The 17,827-nt window shown below is 72.0% G+C and carries 17 protein-coding genes; 11 read left to right on the forward strand and 6 right to left on the reverse strand.

Annotation, left to right across the window (positions count from 1 at the left end; genetic code table 11):
* The first annotated feature begins 185 nt into the window (after positions 1–185).
* The 3 genes from panB to ABEA82_RS00495 all read left to right on the forward strand — a co-directional run bounded on the left by panB (position 186) and on the right by ABEA82_RS00495 (position 3,066).
* On the forward strand, positions 186–1,061 hold the full coding sequence (gene panB, locus ABEA82_RS00485; protein WP_345659294.1) for a 3-methyl-2-oxobutanoate hydroxymethyltransferase: 876 nt from the start codon (positions 186–188) through the stop codon (positions 1,059–1,061).
* 161 nt (positions 1,062–1,222) lie between these two features.
* Positions 1,223–2,242 carry an ATP-binding cassette domain-containing protein gene (locus ABEA82_RS00490; RefSeq protein ID WP_345659295.1) on the forward strand — a complete coding sequence of 340 codons (1,020 nt, stop codon included), beginning with the start codon at positions 1,223–1,225 and terminating at the stop codon, positions 2,240–2,242.
* The gene (locus ABEA82_RS00495; RefSeq protein WP_345659296.1) at positions 2,239–3,066 is read left to right on the forward strand and encodes an ABC transporter permease; all 828 of its coding nucleotides are present in this window, start codon (positions 2,239–2,241) and stop codon (positions 3,064–3,066) included. The genes ABEA82_RS00490 and ABEA82_RS00495 overlap by 4 nt, the downstream gene beginning before the upstream one ends.
* A gap of 34 nt (positions 3,067–3,100) precedes the next feature.
* On the opposite strand, the gene ABEA82_RS00500 is transcribed toward ABEA82_RS00495, so the two are convergent.
* Complete coding sequence (locus ABEA82_RS00500) at positions 3,101–6,376, reverse strand: AfsR/SARP family transcriptional regulator (protein ID WP_425588459.1); 3,276 nt, start codon at positions 6,374–6,376, stop codon at positions 3,101–3,103.
* A gap of 574 nt (positions 6,377–6,950) precedes the next feature.
* Positions 6,951–7,691, reverse strand: coding sequence for a DUF6578 domain-containing protein (locus ABEA82_RS00505; protein WP_345659298.1), 741 nt, complete (start codon positions 7,689–7,691; stop codon positions 6,951–6,953).
* A 104-nt stretch (positions 7,692–7,795) separates the two neighbouring features.
* Here ABEA82_RS00505 and ABEA82_RS00510 point away from each other — a divergent pair, with 104 nt between their 5' ends.
* A complete protein-coding gene (locus ABEA82_RS00510) occupies positions 7,796–8,596 on the forward strand; it encodes a site-2 protease family protein (RefSeq protein ID WP_345659299.1) in 801 nt (266 codons plus the stop codon).
* A gap of 4 nt (positions 8,597–8,600) precedes the next feature.
* Here ABEA82_RS00510 and ABEA82_RS00515 read toward each other — a convergent pair whose 3' ends face one another.
* Together ABEA82_RS00515 and npdG are read right to left on the reverse strand one after the other, a co-directional pair.
* Entirely contained in the window at positions 8,601–8,831 is a 231-nt protein-coding gene (locus tag ABEA82_RS00515; protein WP_345659300.1) for a hypothetical protein, read from the reverse strand.
* Between the two features lie 13 nt (positions 8,832–8,844).
* Positions 8,845–9,564 (reverse strand): NADPH-dependent F420 reductase, encoded by a 720-nt coding sequence (npdG, locus tag ABEA82_RS00520; RefSeq protein ID WP_345659301.1) that lies wholly within the window; start codon positions 9,562–9,564, stop codon positions 8,845–8,847.
* Positions 9,565–9,710: 146 nt separating this feature from the next.
* On the opposite strand from npdG, the gene ABEA82_RS00525 reads away from it, so the two are divergent.
* Positions 9,711–10,313 carry a hypothetical protein gene (locus tag ABEA82_RS00525; protein WP_345659302.1) on the forward strand — a complete coding sequence of 201 codons (603 nt, stop codon included), beginning with the start codon at positions 9,711–9,713 and terminating at the stop codon, positions 10,311–10,313.
* 57 nt (positions 10,314–10,370) lie between these two features.
* On the opposite strand, the gene ABEA82_RS00530 is transcribed toward ABEA82_RS00525, so the two are convergent.
* Positions 10,371–10,601 (reverse strand): hypothetical protein, encoded by a 231-nt coding sequence (locus tag ABEA82_RS00530; RefSeq protein ID WP_345659303.1) that lies wholly within the window; start codon positions 10,599–10,601, stop codon positions 10,371–10,373.
* A gap of 58 nt (positions 10,602–10,659) precedes the next feature.
* Here ABEA82_RS00530 and map point away from each other — a divergent pair, with 58 nt between their 5' ends.
* Positions 10,660–11,517, forward strand: coding sequence for a type I methionyl aminopeptidase (map, locus tag ABEA82_RS00535; RefSeq protein ID WP_345659304.1), 858 nt, complete (start codon positions 10,660–10,662; stop codon positions 11,515–11,517).
* 126 nt (positions 11,518–11,643) lie between these two features.
* Positions 11,644–12,291: a biliverdin-producing heme oxygenase gene (locus ABEA82_RS00540; protein WP_345660091.1), complete on the forward strand. Its 648-nt coding sequence runs from the start codon at positions 11,644–11,646 to the stop codon at positions 12,289–12,291.
* Positions 12,292–12,315: 24 nt separating this feature from the next.
* On the opposite strand, the gene ABEA82_RS00545 is transcribed toward ABEA82_RS00540, so the two are convergent.
* Positions 12,316–12,960: a PhzF family phenazine biosynthesis protein gene (locus ABEA82_RS00545; RefSeq protein ID WP_345659305.1), complete on the reverse strand. Its 645-nt coding sequence runs from the start codon at positions 12,958–12,960 to the stop codon at positions 12,316–12,318.
* Positions 12,961–13,252: 292 nt separating this feature from the next.
* Between ABEA82_RS00545 and efeO the strand changes: the two genes are divergently transcribed.
* From efeO to ABEA82_RS00565, 4 genes are all read left to right on the forward strand, one after another.
* On the forward strand, positions 13,253–14,401 hold the full coding sequence (gene efeO, locus ABEA82_RS00550) for an iron uptake system protein EfeO (RefSeq protein ID WP_345659306.1): 1,149 nt from the start codon (positions 13,253–13,255) through the stop codon (positions 14,399–14,401).
* A gap of 10 nt (positions 14,402–14,411) precedes the next feature.
* Positions 14,412–15,650 (forward strand): iron uptake transporter deferrochelatase/peroxidase subunit, encoded by a 1,239-nt coding sequence (efeB, locus tag ABEA82_RS00555; RefSeq protein WP_345659307.1) that lies wholly within the window; start codon positions 14,412–14,414, stop codon positions 15,648–15,650.
* 5 nt (positions 15,651–15,655) lie between these two features.
* Positions 15,656–16,498, forward strand: coding sequence for an iron uptake transporter permease EfeU (efeU, locus tag ABEA82_RS00560; RefSeq protein WP_345659308.1), 843 nt, complete (start codon positions 15,656–15,658; stop codon positions 16,496–16,498).
* 320 nt (positions 16,499–16,818) lie between these two features.
* The gene (locus ABEA82_RS00565) at positions 16,819–17,817 is read left to right on the forward strand and encodes an SCO2278 family lipoprotein (RefSeq protein ID WP_345659309.1); all 999 of its coding nucleotides are present in this window, start codon (positions 16,819–16,821) and stop codon (positions 17,815–17,817) included.
* The last annotated feature ends 10 nt before the right edge of the window (positions 17,818–17,827 follow it).

Here is a 17,827-nt window from a genome sequence, read left to right on the forward strand (position 1 = left end):
AGACCGTCTCGTATCGGAAAGCTTTACCGAGAACTTAACCGCCGTGTGCGCGGGGCGCCGGGGCAGGGCCGTCCGGGCGGAACTCACAGGGGCTCCCCTAGCCCTCGATGGCACGAGGTGCCACCATGGACGTGGTCCGGGGACGCCGACAGGGCGCCTCGAGATGACGTGTAAGGAGCCGTGCAATGACGCAGCTTACGGCTGCCCAGACTGCTCAGAAGAAGCCCTCCGACGGCGGCAGGACGCTGTACGGCGGCAAGGGCACCCGGCGCATCACCGTGCGCGACATCGCCGCCGCCAAGGAGCGCGGCGAGAAGTGGCCCATGCTCACCGCGTACGACGCGATGACCGCGTCCGTCTTCGACGAGGCCGGGATCCCGGTCATGCTGGTCGGCGACTCGGCGGGCAACTGCCACCTCGGGTACGAGTCGACCGTGCCCGTCACCCTCGACGAGATGACGATGCTGTCCGCGGCGGTCGTACGGGGCACCTCGCGCGCCCTGATCGTCGGCGACCTGCCCTTCGGCTCCTACCAGGAGGGTCCGGTGCAGGCGCTGCGCTCGGCGACCCGGCTGGTGAAGGAGGCCGGTGTGCAGGCCGTGAAGCTGGAGGGGGGCGAGCGGTCGCACGACCAGATCCGGCTCCTCGTCGAGTCCGGCATCCCGGTCATGGCCCACATCGGGCTGACCCCGCAGTCCGTCAACGCCATGGGCTACCGCGTGCAGGGGCGGGGCGAGGAGGCGGCCCAGCAGCTGCTGCGCGACGCGAAGGCCGTACAGGACGCGGGCGCGTTCGCCGTGGTGCTGGAGCTGGTACCGGCGGAGCTGGCGGCCGAGGTGACGCGGGTGCTGCACATTCCGACGGTGGGGATCGGGGCCGGTCCCGAGACCGACGCGCAGGTGCTGGTGTGGACCGACATGCTGGGTCTGACGGGCGGGCGGGTGCCGAAGTTCGTCAAGCAGTACGTGAATCTGCGTGAGGTCATGGGCGACGCGGTGAAGGCGTTCGCCGACGATGTCGTGGGCGGAACGTTCCCGCAGGAGGAGCACTCCGTGCACTAGGACCACTGCGGTACCACGGGCAGCCCGCCGATCTTCCCCCGTCGGCGGGCTGCCGCGTTCCGCCCGCCGGCCCACGCGGTCGGACGGAGCACGGCAGGGCGTCGGAGGGCTGTCGGCGGTCTGTCGGTGGTTTGTCGGTGGGCCCTGAGACCGTCTGTCCCATGACGCGAATCGACACACGAACCGGCGGCGCCGCTGTCACCGTGCGGGGGCTGGTGAAGCACTACGGGGAGACCAAGGCGCTGGACGGGGTCGACCTGGAGGTGCGGGAGGGCACCGTGATGGGGGTGCTCGGGCCGAACGGGGCCGGGAAGACCACCCTGGTACGGATCCTGTCCACCCTGCTGAAGGCCGACTCGGGACAGGCGACCGTGGCCGGCTACGACGTCGCACGGCAGCCGCGGCAGCTGCGGCGGGTGATAGGACTCACCGGGCAGTACGCCTCCGTCGACGAGAAGCTGCCCGGCTGGGAGAACCTGTACCTGATCGGACGGCTGCTCGACCTGCCCCGCAAGGAGGCACGCACGCGTGCCGACGAGCTGCTGGAGCGGTTCTCGCTGACCGAGGCCGCCAAGCGGCCCGCGAGCACCTACTCCGGCGGTATGCGGCGGCGGCTCGACCTGGCCGCCTCGATGATCGGCCGGCCGGCCGTCCTCTTCCTCGACGAACCGACCACCGGGCTCGACCCCCGCACCCGCAACGAGGTGTGGGACGAGGTGAAGGCGATGGTCGGCGACGGCGTGACCGTGTTGCTGACCACGCAGTACATGGAGGAGGCCGAGCAGCTCGCCTCCGAGCTGACCGTCGTGGACCGGGGCAAGGTCGTCGCTGACGGGAGGATCGACGACCTGAAGGCCAAGGTCGGCGGGCGGACGCTGCGGATCCGGCCGGCCGACGCCCTGCAACTGCGCCCGCTCGCCGGGTACCTGGACGGCCTCGGCATCACCGGGCTCGCGACCACCACGGTCGACGGCGACAGCGGCACCCTCCTCGTGCCGATCCTCAGCGACGAGCAGCTGACCGCCGTCGTGGGCGCCCTCACGTCCCGCGGCGTCACGCTCGCCTCCATCACCACCGAACTGCCCAGCCTCGACGAGGTGTTCCTGTCGCTCACCGGCCACCGTGCCAGTGCCCCGCAGGACTCCGCGCCCGTCGACGACCGCGAGGAGGTCGCCGTATGAGCGCCACCACCGCCACCACCACCGCCGTGACCGCCACCGACGACGCCCGTATCTCGCTGCGCGGGCATCTGCGGCACACCGGCGCGCTCGTCCGCCGCAACCTGCTGTGGATCCGGCAGGACCCCGAGTCGATGGCCGACGCGCTGCTGATGCCGGTCATCTTCACCCTGCTGTTCGTCTTCGTGTTCGGCGGCTCGATCGGGCAGGCGCTGGGCGGCGGGCAGGACCAGTACGTGCAGTACGTGATCCCCGGCATGATCGCGATGATGAGCATGACGCTGTCCCAGGGCGTCGGCACCGGCTTCAGCCAGGACTTCAACTCCGGTGTCATGGACCGCTTCCGGTCCCTGCCGATCGGGCGCGGCTCGGTGCTGTTCGCGAAGATCTCCGTGGAGCTGCTGCGGATGCTGTTCGCGACCGCCGTGCTGATGATCGTCGCCGTGGCGGTCGGGTTCGAGATCACCGACTGGCCCGGGCTGTTCGCCACCGTGGCCCTGTCCACGGCGTTCGCCTCGTCGATCATGTGGGTGTTCCTCACCCTGGGCGTGATCATGAAGAACGCGCAGTCCGTGCAGGCGATGGGCTTCCTGGTGCTGTTCCCGCTCCAGTTCGGCTCGTCGATCTTCGCACCGACCACGTCGATGCCGGGCTGGTTGCAGGCGTTCACCGACTACAACCCGCTGTCCACGCTGGCGGACGCCGCGCGCGGTCTGATGGTGGGCGGGCCGGTCGCGCACGACCTGTGGGTGACGCTCGGCTGGTCGGTGGCGATCACGGCCGTGATGGCGCCCGTCGCGATCCACAAGTTCCGGACCAAGAGCTGACGGGGCGGGCCCGGGCGCTCACGGAGAAGGGCCTTCAGAGCAGGGCGGTGGCCTCCTCGGGGGAGAGGCCGCCGCCTTCCGCGTACGCGGCCTCGTAGGCCGTGTCGCCGAGCGCCGCCCGGGCCCGCCGCTCCGCCTGCTCGCGCGTCTCGCGCTCCTGCCGCCGGGCGACGTGGCCGGGCGGCAGCAGGGCATCGGCGGCGCCGAGGCAGCGGGCCGCGTCCGCGGCGCGGTGCCCGCCGTCGAGCGCGGTCAGGGCCGTGGCCCCGGTGGTGAGGTACACGGCGGGCATATGGGGAGCGATGGCCGCCGACACCGGGTCGGCGGCTCGCTCCAGTGCCCTGCGGATCCGGTCCAGGCACTCCTCGTACCGGCCCTCCACGGCGTCCAGCCACGCCTCGGCGCCCAGGATGAACGCGTCGAAGACGATGAAGTGGGCGATCCGGAAGTCCTGGCGCAGCCGCCGCAGTTGCTCGCGCGCCTCGGCGACGCGCCCGGTCATGCCGAGCCAGCCGGACAGGAAGAGGCGGGCGGCGGGCATGGCCTCGCTGTGCGAGTCCTCGCGCTGGGCGATCACCTCGCGCAGCAGCCGCTCACCGCGCTCACCCTCACCCGCCTCCAGCAGCACGATGCCGAGCCGGGCGCTGAGCACGGCCGCCTGGGCGTGGGCGCCGAGGAGTTCGGCGTGCCGGATGGCCGCCTCGAAGTCCGCGGCGGCCAGGGCGTACTCGCCCTTGCGCTCCTGGGCCTCGGCGCGTGCGGAGAGGGCCTCGGCGATGCCCCAGTCGTCGCCGAGACGGCGGTAGATCTCCAGCGACTCGTCGGCGTCACGGGCGGCGTCACCGGCCCAGTCGGTGCGGTTGGCGAGGAAGTTGGCCCGCATCTGGAGGCCGGAGGCCAGCTCCCAGTCGAAGCCGGGAGTGTCCCGGCAGGTGCGGATGGACGCGTCCATGATGACGCGCAGCCGGTCCATGTCGCCGGTCAGCATCACGGCGAAGAACCAGAGCAGGCCGGGGAGCCGGCAGTTCTGCGGCAGGCCGGGCTCGTAGGTGCCGGCGATGGTCCGCAGCTTCCGCTGGGACCGGGCGTTCTGCCAGGCGTCCAGTTCCGTGTCCATGCAGGCGAGATGGGCCAGGTGGATCCCGCGCCGGGCCTCCCACAGGACCTCGCCGGTCATCGGGGGCGGGGCGTCGGTGCAGCGCTCCCACACCGGGGCGGCGCGGCGGACGGGCTCGGTGAACGGGTCGGGGCCGAGGGCCATGACCTCGCGGCACCAGGTGCGGGCCTCGATGCGCAGGTCGCGCATCTGCCAGTACCAGACGAGGGACAGCGCCAGGCACAGCGCCTCCTGCTCGTCACGCAGGGCGACGGCGTGGCGCAGGGCGGTGCGCAGGTTCTCGTACTCCCGCTCCAGCCGGTGGATGGCCGCGAGCTGGCCGGAGCCGCGCAGCAACGGGTCGGTGACGCGGGCCAGTTCACGGAAGTACGTCAGGTGGGCGCGCTCGGCCGCCGGGCGCTGCCCGGACTCGTCGAGTCGTTCGGCGGCGTACTCGGCGACGGTCTCCAGCAGCCGGTAGCGCATCTCGCCGTCGGCCGTCTCGCCGGGCGGGGCGGCCACGACGAGGGAGCGGTCGACGAGGGAGCCGAGTGCCTCCAGGGCGACCGGCCCGCACACGGCCTCGGCGGCGGGCAGGTCGCAGCCGCCCGCGAACACCGACAGCCGCCGCAGCACGTCCCGTTCGTCCTCGTCGAGCAGGTCCCAGGACCAGTCGACGACGGCTCGGAGGGTCTGCTGGCGGGGCAGGACGGTACGGCTGCCGGAGGTGAGCAGACGGAAGCGGTCGTCGAGCCGGTCGGCGATCTGGCGGGGCGTGAGCATCCGCAGCCGGGCGGCGGCGAGTTCGATGGCCAGGGGCAGGCCGTCGAGGCGCCGGCAGATCTCGGCGCACGCCTCGGGGTCGTCCTCGACGCGGAAGCCGGGCCGGGCCGCCGCGCCCCGGTCGGCGAGCAGCCGCAGCGCGACCGGCTCGGGCAGCGGTTCCACGGGCCGCAGCAACTCCCCCGGCACGCCGAGGGGTTCGCGACTGGTGGCGAGGACGGTCAGGCCGGGGCAGCGCGCCAGGAGTTCCTCGGTGAGCCGGGCGGCGGCGTCGGCGACGTGCTCGCAGTTGTCGAGGATCAGCAGCATGCGGGGCCGGGAGCAGTGCTCGGCGAGCCGCTCCACGGGGTCGTCGAGCCGGTCCCCGACGACGGCCCGGATTCCCTCGGCGCCGGCGCCGTACAGCACGGTCTCGCGGGCGCCGACGGCGGTGAGCACGGCCTCGGGTACGGCGGCGGGGTCGTCGACCGGGGCGAGTTCGGCGAGCCACACGCCCCCCGGCATGGTGTGCCGCACGGTCTCGGCGGCCTCCTGCGACAGCCGGGTCTTGCCGGCCCCGCCGGGTCCGAGCAGGGTCACGAGCCGGGCGGTGGTGAGATCACCCCGGATGGTGTCGATGTCGGTCTCGCGGCCGATGAAGGAGGTGAGCCGGGCGCGGAGGTTGCCGACGGGCGGCGGTGTCCCGCTGCCGCGCCTGGGCACCGGACCGTCTCCGAGGCTCAGCAACTCCGCGTGCAGGGTACGCAGTTCCGGGCCGGGGTCGGTGCCGAGCCGGTCGGCCAGCCGCCGCCGGACGTCCTCGTACGCGTCCAGCGCCTCCGCCGTGCGGCCGACGTCGCGCAGGGCCCGCAGCCGGAGCGTCTGGAGGGGTTCGTCCAGGGGGTGACTGTCACACAGGGCGGTCAGCTCCGGCAGGGACCGCTCCGCCTCGCCGAGGGCGAGGGCGGCGCTGTGCCGGGCGCGCTCCGCGTCCAGGCGGCGGGTGTCCCAGCGGGCCGCCTCGGCGGTGCGGTCGGGGAGGTCCGTGAGGGCCGGTCCGTGCCACAGGGCGAGGGCGTCGTCGAGGACCACGGCGGCCTTGGCGGGGTCGCCGTCGGCCAGGGCCCGCACCCCTTCCCCGGCCAGCCGCTCGAACCGGTGCAGATCGACGTCGTCGGGGGCGGCCGTGAGCCGGTACCCGCCCTCCACGGAGGCGACCGCGTCCGCCCCGAGCACCCGCCGCAGCCTCCCGACCAGCGCCTGGAGCGCCCCCGGCGCGTCGGCGGGCGGATCGCCGCCCCACACCTCCTCGACCAGCAGCCCCACGGGCACGGTACGGCCGGCCCGCAGGGCCAGCACGGTCAACAGCGCACGCAACCGCGCCCCGCCCACCGGTACGACCGTGCCGTCGGTGCGGAGCGCCTGCGTGGTGCCGAGGATGCGGTAGCGCACGGGGTCATTGTCCCTGCTGGCCGGAGAACGGGTCACGGTGTTCCGACGGCGCGGCGGTCACGGAACACCGGGTCCGCGGCGGGCGGGAGGGAGGAAGCGCCACTCGGTGACGCGAGCGGCGTGGAACCGGCACCCGTGCCCGGCCGGGGGCGCACGGCGAGAGTCGGCGGGACGACAGGCGGCGAGGCGGCAAGCGGCGAGGCCGACCGGTCGACAGGGAGCGAAACCGGCGTGACCGCAAGCAGTAGGGCCGGGCCGGCAGGAGACGAGGCCGGCACCGGCCGGCCGTAAGGCAGGCCGGGAGACGAGCAGTGAGCCCGGCCGGGAGACGAGCAGTGAGACCGGCCGGACGGCACGCCACGACACCGGCGCGCGGCCGGCGGCCGAGCCGACGCGGCGGCAGGCGACGAGACCGGCGGGCCGACGGGCGACAAGACCCACGGCCCCTCCCACCGCAAGGCCGGCCGGTCCGCAGACGGCCGACCGGCTGGGTGGTCGGCCACACGGCCGGTGTGGCGGCGGGCGGTCAGGGCTGTGCGGCCGCGGGCGGCCAGGGCCGGGTGGGGGTCGGTGGTCACCGGCGGGTGCCTTTGGTGCGGCCGTGGCGGCGGCCGGCGGTGGGGGCCGGTGGGGGCGTGACCGTGCTCAGGGTTGCCAGCAGGGCCGTCAGGGCCGCCGCCGGGAGGTCCTTCGTCTCCGCGCCGGGCTCGGGGTCCCGCTGGGGCATGCCCCGGGCCTCGCGGACGGCGTACGAGAGCCAGGAGTCCGTGCCCGGTACCTCCAGGGTCACCACCACTCCCGACGTGCGCCACCGCCGCCCCTGCCCGTCGGCCCGCTCGGCGTCGGCGTCGGCGTCGGTGAACCACTTCGGGCACCGCTCCACCGTCCGCAGCCGGCGCCGCCCCGCGACCGGCTCCCAGGTGCGCGAGCCCGGCGCGCTCTCGGCGTAGGCCTGGGTCAGCACCTGCACGGCCCGCACCAGCCCCGCGACCTGGGGCCATCGCGCACCGTGCCGTTCGACGGACAGCATTCCGACCGACCGGGTCCAGTCCCCCGGCAGCGGGCGCCGGTCCTCGTCGTCGTCGGGGTCCGCGCCCAGGGCCACCGTGAGGCCGGTCTCCTCCCGCACGACCCGGACGCCGCCCACGTCCTCGACCGGCCCGGCGACCTTGGTGAGCTGGTCGTGCCAGCCGCCGCCGAACATGTCGTCCGCGTCCAGGAGCAGCAGGGGCCAGCTCACCTCGTCCCCCACCGAGAACGGCGTGCCGCAGCACTCCATCTGCCAGTCCGCGTAGAACACGTGCCAGAGCCCCATGCCCCCACCCTCTCCGGAACCGACCGCCCCGCGCGAGACGTTTTCCCCTCGCGCCCGGTACGGTCGGGCCGTCCCATCGCGTGTTCGAGACTGCAGGGAGTCCGATGACCACCGCCACCAGCCGCCACAGTGAGCGGCGGATCAGTCCCGTGTTCCTCGGGATCCTGGCCGTGACGGCGGTCACGGGCTGGGCGACCTGGACCGGCTTCGCGGAGCAGCCCGGGGTCGCCGTGTTCCTCTTCGTGACGGCGGCGTGGGTCGTCTCGCTGTGCCTGCACGAGTACGCGCACGCCCGCACCGCCCTGCACAGCGGGGACATCTCGGTCGGGGCGAAGGGGTACCTCACGCTCAACCCGCTGAAGTACACGCACGCGCTGCTCAGCATCGTGCTCCCGGTGATCTTCGTGATCATGGGCGGGATCGGGCTGCCCGGCGGTGCGGTGTTCATCGAGCGAGGGCGGATCCAGGGGCGCTGGCGGCACAGTCTGATCTCGGCGGCGGGTCCGCTGACGAACGTGCTGTTCGCGGTCGTGTGCACGGCGCCGTTCTGGCTGGACGCGCTGGACGGCGTGCCGACGGACTTCCGGTTCGCGCTGGCGTTCCTCGCCCTGCTCCAGGTGACGGCCGCGCTGCTGAACTTCCTGCCGGTGCCGGGCCTGGACGGCTACGGCGTGATCGAGCCCTGGCTGTCGTACAACATCCGCCGCCAGGTGGAGCCCTTCGCGCCGTTCGGCCTGCTGTTCGTGTTCGCGCTGCTGTGGCTGCCGACCGTGAACGGCGTGTTCTTCGACGTGATCGACTCGATCCTGAAGTCCCTCGGGATCAGCGATTTCGAGACGTACTGCGGTCAGGAGCTGTACCGCTTCTGGAAGGGCTCGAACGACTTCTGCTCGGCCGCCCCGTGACGGGTCAGCCCGTGACCGACTTCCGTGCCTTGGCGCGCTTGACGTAGTACCAGGTCATGTTGGACGACAGACCGGCGAGCAGCACCCAGACGATCCCCAGCCAGCTGCCCTGCACGAAGGAGACCACGGCCGCGGCCACGGACAGAACGCAGAAGATCAGGGCGTAAACGGCGAGGCGGGGCATTTCGGTCGACTCCTGTCGGGGGACACTGCTACGGCCACCAGTGTCCCCCATGCGTCTCACCGGCTCACACGTCGGTGACGCGCAGCCCCGCGTGCGCCTTGTACCGGCGGTTCACGGAGATCAGATTCGCCACCAGCGACTCCACCTGGTGCGCGTTGCGCAGCCGCCCGGCGAAGACGCCGCGCATGCCGGGGATGCGGCCGGCCAGCGCCTGGACGATCTCGACGTCCGCCCGCACCTCGCCGAGGACCATCACGTCGGTGTCGATCTCGTCGATCTCCGGGTCCTGGAGCAGCACGGCCGACAGGTGGTGGAAGGCGGCCGTGACACGGGAGTCCGGCAGCAGGGCGGCGGCCTGCTCGGCGGCGCTGCCCTCCTCCGGCTTCAGCGCGTAGGCGCCCTTCTTGTCGAAGCCGAGCGGGTTGACGCAGTCCACGACGAGCTTGCCGGCCAGCTCCTCGCGCAGGGACTCCAGGGTCTTGCCGTGGCCGTCCCACGGCACCGCGACGATCACGATGTCGCTGCGGCGCGCGGTCTCGGCGTTGTCGGCGCCCTCGACGCCGTGTCCGAGTTCCTCGGCGGCGGCCCGGGCCCGCTCGGCCGCCCGCGAGCCGATGATCACCTTCTGGCCGGCCCGGGCGAGCCGGTAGGCGAGGCCCTTGCCCTGCGGCCCGGTCCCGCCGAGCACTCCGACGACGAGTCCGGAGACGTCGGGCAGGTCCCAGGGGTCCTTGGCGGGGGCCTTCTGGGCGTTGTCGGTGGCAGCACTGTCGGTAGAGGTCATGGCCCTGACTCTACGTCCGACGTGTTCACCCACGGTTCCGCCGGTCGTTCGACGGTGGTACGGGTGACCGGTCCGACTGCCCTGGCCGGGCGAATGCGTGTCGAAGTCCCTGCCGGCCGCGACCGGTCGGTGCAGGATGCGGTCGCATGGACGCGGTACGCGTGGCGCTGTTGCGGGAAGTGCTCGCCGGGACCCAGTGGCTGGGGGCGACGCGGCGGTTCGCCGGGGCGCTGCGGGGGTCGGTGGTGTCGCACGGGGGCGGGCTGCTGCTCGTCGGCACGCCGGAGTTCGAGCCGTGGCACCTGGCGGCGCACCTGGTCGACGAGGCCGCGTGGTCGGGCACGCCGGAGCTGGCCCCGACGCTGGTACGGCATGACGCGCGCCCCTCGGATCCGGCGCACCTGGCGGTCGGTCTCGGCCGGCTGGAGGCGGCCCGGCGGGGCGAGACGCTGCTGGTGGTGTCCCCCGAGGCGCCTGCCGCGCCCCTCCTCGAACGGGTTTCCGACGCCCGGCGCGCCGGAGCGACGGTGCTGTCACTCGGCCCCGGAGAGGGCGAACTGACGGCGATGGCCCACGAGCGTCTGGCCGTCCCGGACGGCTCTGAGCTGGACCTGGACACGGTCCAGCACCTGGTCAGCGCGGCGGCCGGGGAGAACGCCCTGCCGACGCCGCGCGGCCGACGCCGCTTCCGGGACCGGGTGGCGAGACTGGCGGAACACCTGACGGCCCCACCACCCGCACGCTGGTAGGGCCGGTTCCACCGGTGGTGCGGCCGCGTGAAGGGCACGCGGCCGCGGGAGTTGCGCCTACTCGTCGTTCCGGCCGCCCGCGGGGGCGTCGTGCCACTTGGGGTCGTTCTCCCACTGGACGTTGCGTTCGCGGGCCGTCTCCATCGCGTGCTCGGCCTCGGTGCGGCTCGCGTACGGGCCGAAGCGGTCCTTGCCCGGGCACTCCGGCCCCTCTTCGACCTTCTTGTGCTCCAGGCAGTAGTACCACTCGCCCGGCTTGCCGACCGTCCGCTTCTTGAACAGGGCCATGACCAGCTCCTCTCGCCATCGACATGTTCCCCCACGCGCGCTGGTTAGACTCGCTGGCATGTCTGGCCAGTCGCTGCTCGTACCGGGGGAGCTGTCCCCCACCCGTCCCGTGCCCGGAAACATCCGTCGTCCCGAGTACGTCGGCAAGCCCGCGCCGACGCCGTACACCGGTCCGGAGGTGCAGACGCCCGAGACGATCGAGGCGATGCGCGTCGCCGGCCGGATCGCCGCCCGGGCGATGGCGGAGGCCGCGAAGCTGATCGCCCCCGGGGTGACCACGGACGAGCTGGACAAGGTGGCGCACGACTACATGTGCGACCACGGCGCCTACCCCTCGACGCTCGGCTACCGCGGCTTCCCGAAGTCGCTGTGCACGTCGGTCAACGAGGTCATCTGCCACGGCATCCCGGACTCGACGGTCCTGCGCGACGGCGACATCGTCAACCTCGACGTGACGGCGTACATCGGCGGCGTGCACGGCGACAACAACGCCACCTATCTCGTCGGTGAGGTCGACGAGGAGTCACGGCTGCTGGTGGAGCGGACCCGGGAGTCCCTCGACCGCGCGATCAAGGCGGTCAAGCCGGGCCGGCAGATCAACATCATCGGGCGGGTCATCGAGTCGTACGCCAAGCGCTTCGGCTACGGCGTGGTGCGGGACTTCACGGGCCACGGCATCAACTCGTCGTTCCACTCGGGCCTGATCATCCCGCACTACGACAGCCCGCACGCCACGACCGTCATCCAGCCCGGCATGACGTTCACGATCGAGCCGATGCTGACGCTCGGGACGCACGAGTACGACATGTGGGACGACGGCTGGACGGTCGTGACGAAGGACCGCAGGCGGACGGCGCAGTTCGAGCACACCCTGGTCGTGACCGACACGGGCGCGGAGATCCTCACACTGCCGTAGCCCCGCACACGCCCTCCGACGCCCCTGACGGCCCGCCCTCCTCCCGAGGGCGGGCTTTCGCATGCCCTCACCGCATCACCGGAGTAGCGTTTTTACCGACACCGCGTCGGGAAAGTGGGGCTCATGGTGGAATCCTTCTCGACCCTCATCCGAACCGCTTCCCGGGAGCAGCACGAGGAGGTCAGGGGCTCGACGTTCATCAGCGACCTGCTGGGACACCGGCTGGGGGTCGACGCGTTCGCGCGCTACACGGAGCAGCTGTGGTTCGTGTACGGGGCGCTGGAGTCCGGTGCGGAGCGCCTGGCCGCGGACCCGGTGGCCGGCCCCTTCGTCCGCCCGGAGCTGTTCCGCATGGCCGCGCTGGAGCAGGACCTGGAGTATCTGCGCGGCCCGGACTGGCGGTCGGGCATGGACGCGCTGCCCGCCACGCGGGAGTACGCGCGCCGGGTCACGGAATGCGCCCGCGGCTGGCCGGCCGGCTACGTCGCCCACCACTACACCCGCTACCTCGGCGACCTCTCCGGCGGGCAGATCATCCGCGACACGGCCGAGAAGACGTGGGGGTTCCCCGTGAAGGGCGACGGGGTCCGCTTCTACGTCTTCGAGCGGATCGCCAACCCGGCCGCCTTCAAGCGGAGTTACTGGGAGCTGCTGGACGCGGTGCCGGGTGACGAGCTGGAGCGGCAGCGGGTCGTGGCCGAGTGCAAGAGGGCGTACGCGCTGAACAACGCGGTGTTCGAGGCGCTGGGCGAGGAGTTCCCGCTGTCGGCCTGAGCGGCACCGGGAGTTCGCGGCCGGTCAGCGTTCGAGGTGGACCCGGCCGCCGACCTCGGTCCATCCGCCGGGCTGCGGCGCCGTCAGGATCTGGGAGCCCGCGCCCTGGGTGATGTTGAGGGCCCGGCCCAGCCGGTCGGTGAGCAGCAGGGCCGCGGCTCCGGTCGCCTCGTCCTCGTCGATTCCGTCGCCGCGCCCGGGGAAGGCCCGGGCCCGAACCCGCCCGGCGGGCTCGTCCTCCCACGCCCAGGCGTACACCCACTCCCCCGGCGGCGGCACGGCCAGGTCGTCGACCTCGGCGGCGCTGCCGTACTGCCGCAGGGTCCGCGCGGGCACCCACTCCGCCCGCGCCTCGATCCAGCAGAACTCCCCGTCCTGCCGGGCCCCGACCACCCCGGCGGGCGTGACCAGTTCGGGCACGTCGAGCAGCCAGGCCGTGCCGACGCAGGGGTGCCCGGCGAAGGGCAGCCGGAGGGTCGGCGTGTAGATGTCGATCGCACCCCGCTCGGGGTCGTCGACGAACACGGTCTCGCTGAACCCGACCTTCGCGGCGAACACCTGCCGTTCGCTCTCCTCGGGCAGCACCGAACCCTCGCGCACGACCCCGAGCTCGTTGCCGTATCCGCCGTTCGGCCCGCAGAAGACGCGCAGCACGTCGTAGTCAGTCACAGAGGCATTCAAGCACCGCCCGGGCGACTGGCCGAAAGTCATGCCCTCCCGGTCAAGGGCGCACGCCGGTGACATGGTGGGCGTGGTGGTGCACGACGTTGAACTCGTCGTCCCCTCGCGCATCGGGCCACGCCCCGGTGCGCCGGTCATGCCTCGGCGGACCACCCGCCGGTCGGGACCTTCGACACGACCTTTGACCTTCCCTTGACCCTTTCATGAGGTCATTTTTTGGCCACTTAGGTGATCCTTATGTAGCTTAGGTGAGCCTCACCTTCCCGTCTCTGGAGCCTGCATGCGACCCGCCCGACCCGTTTCCGTCGTGATCGCCGCCGCCGCGGCTCTGTCCGCCGTCACCGGCTGCACCGAGAAGAGCGACGCCAAGGACGGCGACCACGTCGTCAACGTGACAGCGACCGACGACAAGTGCGAGGTGTCGAAGAAGGAGTTCCCGGCCGGGCACGTCGAGCTGGCCGTCGAGAACAAGGGCTCCAAGGTCACCGAGGTCTACGTCCTCTTCCCCGACGACCGCGTGGTCGCCGAGCGGGAGAACATAGGCCCCGGCACCAGGCAGCGGGTCACCGCCGAGGTGAAGGCCGGTGACTACCAGATCGCCTGCAAGCCCGGCATGAAGGGCGCCGGCATCCGCCAGACCGTCAAGGCCACCGGCGGCAAGGCCGTCCAGCGCGATCCGCGTCTGGACAAGGCCGTCGCGGCCTACCGCGCCTACGCCCAGGCGCAGGCCGACGAGACCCTGCCCAAGGCGGAGGCCTTCGCCAAGGCCGTCAAGGACGGCGACATCGAGGCCGCGAAGAAGGCCTACGCCCCCTCCCGCATCGGCTGGGAGCGCACCGAGCCGGTCGCCGAGTCCTTCGGCGACATCGACCCGAAGGTCGACGTCCGCGAGGACGGCCTGGAGGACGGCCAGGACCCGGCCAAGGACTGGACCGGCTGGCACCGGCTGGAGAAGTCCCTCTGGCAGGACAAGAAGATCGGCGACCGCGAGAAGGAACTCGCCGGCCGGCTGATCACCGACCTGAAGGACTGGCAGAAGCGGGTCGGCACGGCCGAGATCACCCCCACCTCCATGGCCAACGGCGCCAAGGAACTCCTCGACGAGGTCGCCACCGGCAAGGTCACCGGCGAGGAGGAGCGCTACTCGCACACCGACCTGGTCGACTTCAAGGCCAACGTCGAGGGCGCGCAGAAGTCGTACGCGCTGCTGAAGCCGGTCGCGCAGGAGAACGACAAGGCGCTCACCACCGAACTGGACAAGCAGTTCGCCGCCCTGGACGCCCTGCTCGACAAGTACCGCCCGAACAAGACGTCGTACGACTTCACCTCGTACGACAAGGTCGGCAAGGCCGACCGCAAGGAGCTCTCGGACGCGGTCAACGCGCTGGCGGAGCCCCTGTCGAAGCTCGCCGCCGCCGTCGTGAAGTAAGGGAGGCGCCATGACGGACAACGACACTCCCTCTCCCTCCCGGCGTTCGCTGCTCGGCTGGGGCGGCGCGGGCCTGGCCCTCGGCGCCGCGGCGGCGGGCGGAGCGGTGGCGATGGCCCGGCCGGACGACGAGTCCCCGCCCAACGCCTCAACCGCCGTGCCCTTCCACGGACCGCACCAGGCGGGCATCGCGACTCCGGTCCAGGACCGGCTGCACTTCGCCGCGTTCGACGTGACGACGGACGACCGGGAGGAGTTCGTCCAGTTGCTGAAGGACTGGACGCAGGCGGCCCGCCGGATGACGGCGGGGCACCCGGTGGGTGACGGCGCCTACGGCGGCCTGCCCGAGGCGCCCCCGGACGACACCGGCGAGGCGCTGGGCCTCAAGCCCTCCCGGCTGACCCTCACGATCGGCTTCGGCCCGTCCCTGTTCGAGAAGTTCGACCTCGCGGACCGGCGCCCCGACGCCCTGGTCGACCTGCCGAAGTTCGCCGGTGACGCCCTGGACAAGAACCGCAGCGGCGGCGACCTGTGCGTCCAGGCCTGCGCGGACGACCCGCAGGTCGCCGTGCACGCCATCCGCAACCTGGCCCGCATCGGCTTCGGCAAGGTCGTCATCCGCTGGTCGCAGCTGGGCTTCGGAAAGACGTCGTCGACGACGCCCGAGGCCCAGACACCACGCAACCTGATGGGCTTCAAGGACGGCACCCGCAACATCGCGGGCACCGAGACGGACCGGCTCCGGAAGTTCGTCTGGGCGTCGGAGAAGGACGGCCCGCGATGGATGGCGGGCGGCTCCTACCTGGTCGCCCGCCGCATCCGCATGCACATCGAGACGTGGGACCGCACCTCGCTCCAGGAGCAGGAGGACATCTTCGGCCGGGACAAGGGCGAGGGCGCGCCGGTCGGCAAGGCGAAGGAGCGCGACGAGCCGTTCCTGAAGGCGATGAAGCCCGACGCGCACGTCCGGCTCGCGCATCCCGACGCCAACCACGGCGCGACGATCCTGCGCCGCGGCTACTCCTTCACCGACGGCACGGACGGACTGGGCCGCCTGGACGCGGGCCTGTTCTTCCTGGCCTACCAGCGGGACGTCCGCGAGGGCTTCATCCCGATCCAGCGCAACCTGGCCACGGACGCGCTCAACGAGTACATCCAGCACGTGGGTTCGGCACTGTTCGCGATCCCGCCGGGCGTCCGCGACAAGGACGACTGGTGGGGCCGGACGCTGTTCTCCGAGGAGGCGTAGACCGCATGTTCTCCAACTATCTGATCGGCCTGCGCGAGGGCCTCGAGGCGAGCCTCGTCGTCTGCATCCTCATCGCGTACCTGGTCAAGACGGACCGCAGGGACGCTCTGAAGCCGATCTGGATCGGCATCGGCATCGCGGTGGCCCTCGCCTTCGGCTTCGGCTGCGCGCTGGAGTTCGGCTCCCAGGAGCTGACGTTCCAGGCCCAGGAGGCGCTCGGCGGTTCGCTGTCGATCCTCGCGGTCGGTCTGGTGACGTGGATGGTGTTCTGGATGCGGCGCACGGCCCGGCACCTCAAGTCGGAGCTGCACGGCAGGCTGGACGCGGCGCTGGCGATGGGTACGGGAGCGCTGGTCGCGACGGCGTTCCTGGCCGTGGGCCGGGAGGGGCTGGAAACGGCCCTGTTCGTGTGGGCGTCCGTCCACGCGGCGAGCGACGGCACGCCGCGACCCCTGGCCGGTGTCGCCCTGGGCCTGCTGACGGCGATCCTGCTGGGCTGGCTGTTCTACCGGGGCGCGCTGCGCATCAACCTGGCGAAGTTCTTCACGTGGACCGGCGGCATGCTCGTGGTCGTGGCCGCGGGCGTCCTGGCGTACGGCTTCCACGACCTCCAGGAGGCCGACTTCCTGCCCGGCCTCACGAACAAGGCGTTCGACGTCTCCGGCACGATTCCGCCGGACAGCTGGTACGGAACGCTCCTCAAGGGCGTCTTCAACTTCCAGCCCGACCCGACGGTCCTTCAAGTCACGGTGTGGTTGCTGTACTTGGTCCCGACCATGCTGCTGTTCCTGCTGCCGGCAGGCCTCGGACAGCGCCGGACGGCAGCGGCGGCGACCCAAGACAGCTGAGGCCGGGTGGGTGCGCAGCCCGGCGTTGCGGGGTGCCGCTGCGCCCACCCTCCCCCAAGCTCTCGACTTCGCTCGAGCAGGGGGGACCCCCATCGCCCCAGCGGCACGACTGCCCGCAGCGGGGGCACCACGCAAGGGGCCGTGTCGGGGGGTGTCCGCCCGCAGTGGGCGGCGCGTATAACTCCAGTTAGCCGGTAGGCGACTTGGTCGCGCCGTTCCGAGGACGGACACCCCCCGGCGCGGCCCCGACCCACCCCCACCCCACCGCCGGAGGCACCCGGTAGGGTTCGCCTCCGGAAAGGGGAAGGTGAAGAAAGCCGATGAGCTGGGATCGCGACCCTAGAACGCTCCGCAGGCCCGCCCGGAGTGCACTCATAGCCGCCTCGATGACCGCTATGTCATTGACGGCCAGTGGCTGTGTCGTCGTGCACGGCGAACGGGAGATCCTCCCGTCCACCACCCGCGCCGAAGCCGCCAAGGCCCTCCAGGAGTTCACGACCGCGTACAACGAGGCCGACAAGGCCTACGACGGCTCCCTGGACGCCGACCACACCACGGGCGCCCTCGCCGACATCGACTCGGCCCGTCTGAAGGCCGGAAAGGCCAACAACCCGGGCGGCAACCCGAACCACACGCCCCTGAAGCTGACGGACGCGAAGTTCACCATCCCCAAGAAGGCCGGCTGGCCCCGCTGGTTCCTCGTGGACGCGGCCGGCAACAAGGGCGGCACCGCCCGCTGGCTGCTCGTGTTCACCCGCAGTGGCCTCGACGACCCTTTCCAGGTCGCGTACCTGACCCTCGTCGCCCCCGGCAAGGTCCCGGAGTTCAAGCAGGACGCGGACGGCTGGGCCGAGTCGGTCCCCGCGAACGAGACCGGCCTCGCCGCCGGCCCGCAGACGCTGAGCCAGGACTACTCGACGTACCTGAAGAACGGCGGGGACACCTTCGCGGACGGCTCCCACACCAGCCAGTGGCGCGCCCTGCGCGAGAAGAACGCCAAGAAGCCGGGCATGGCCACCCAGTACATCGACGAGCCGCTGACGAACGGCGACTACGCGCCGCTGGCGCTGCGCACCAAGGACGGCGGAGCCCTGGTGTTCTTCACCACGCGGCACTACGAGAAGCAGACCGCGTACGCGGGCACGTCGATCCCGGCCCCCAACAAGGACGTCCTCGCGCTCACGACCGGTGAGATCAAGCAGTCCCTCACGATGGAGTTCGTCTCCAACGAGGTGGCACTGGACCCGCCGAAGGGCGCGGACCAGCAGGTGACGATCCTGGGCCGGATCCAGGGAATGACGTCGGCGGAAGGCTCGTAACGCCCGGGCC

The organism is Streptomyces venetus (assembly GCF_039540295.1).
In the GTDB taxonomy this organism is placed as follows: domain Bacteria; phylum Actinomycetota; class Actinomycetes; order Streptomycetales; family Streptomycetaceae; genus Streptomyces; species Streptomyces venetus.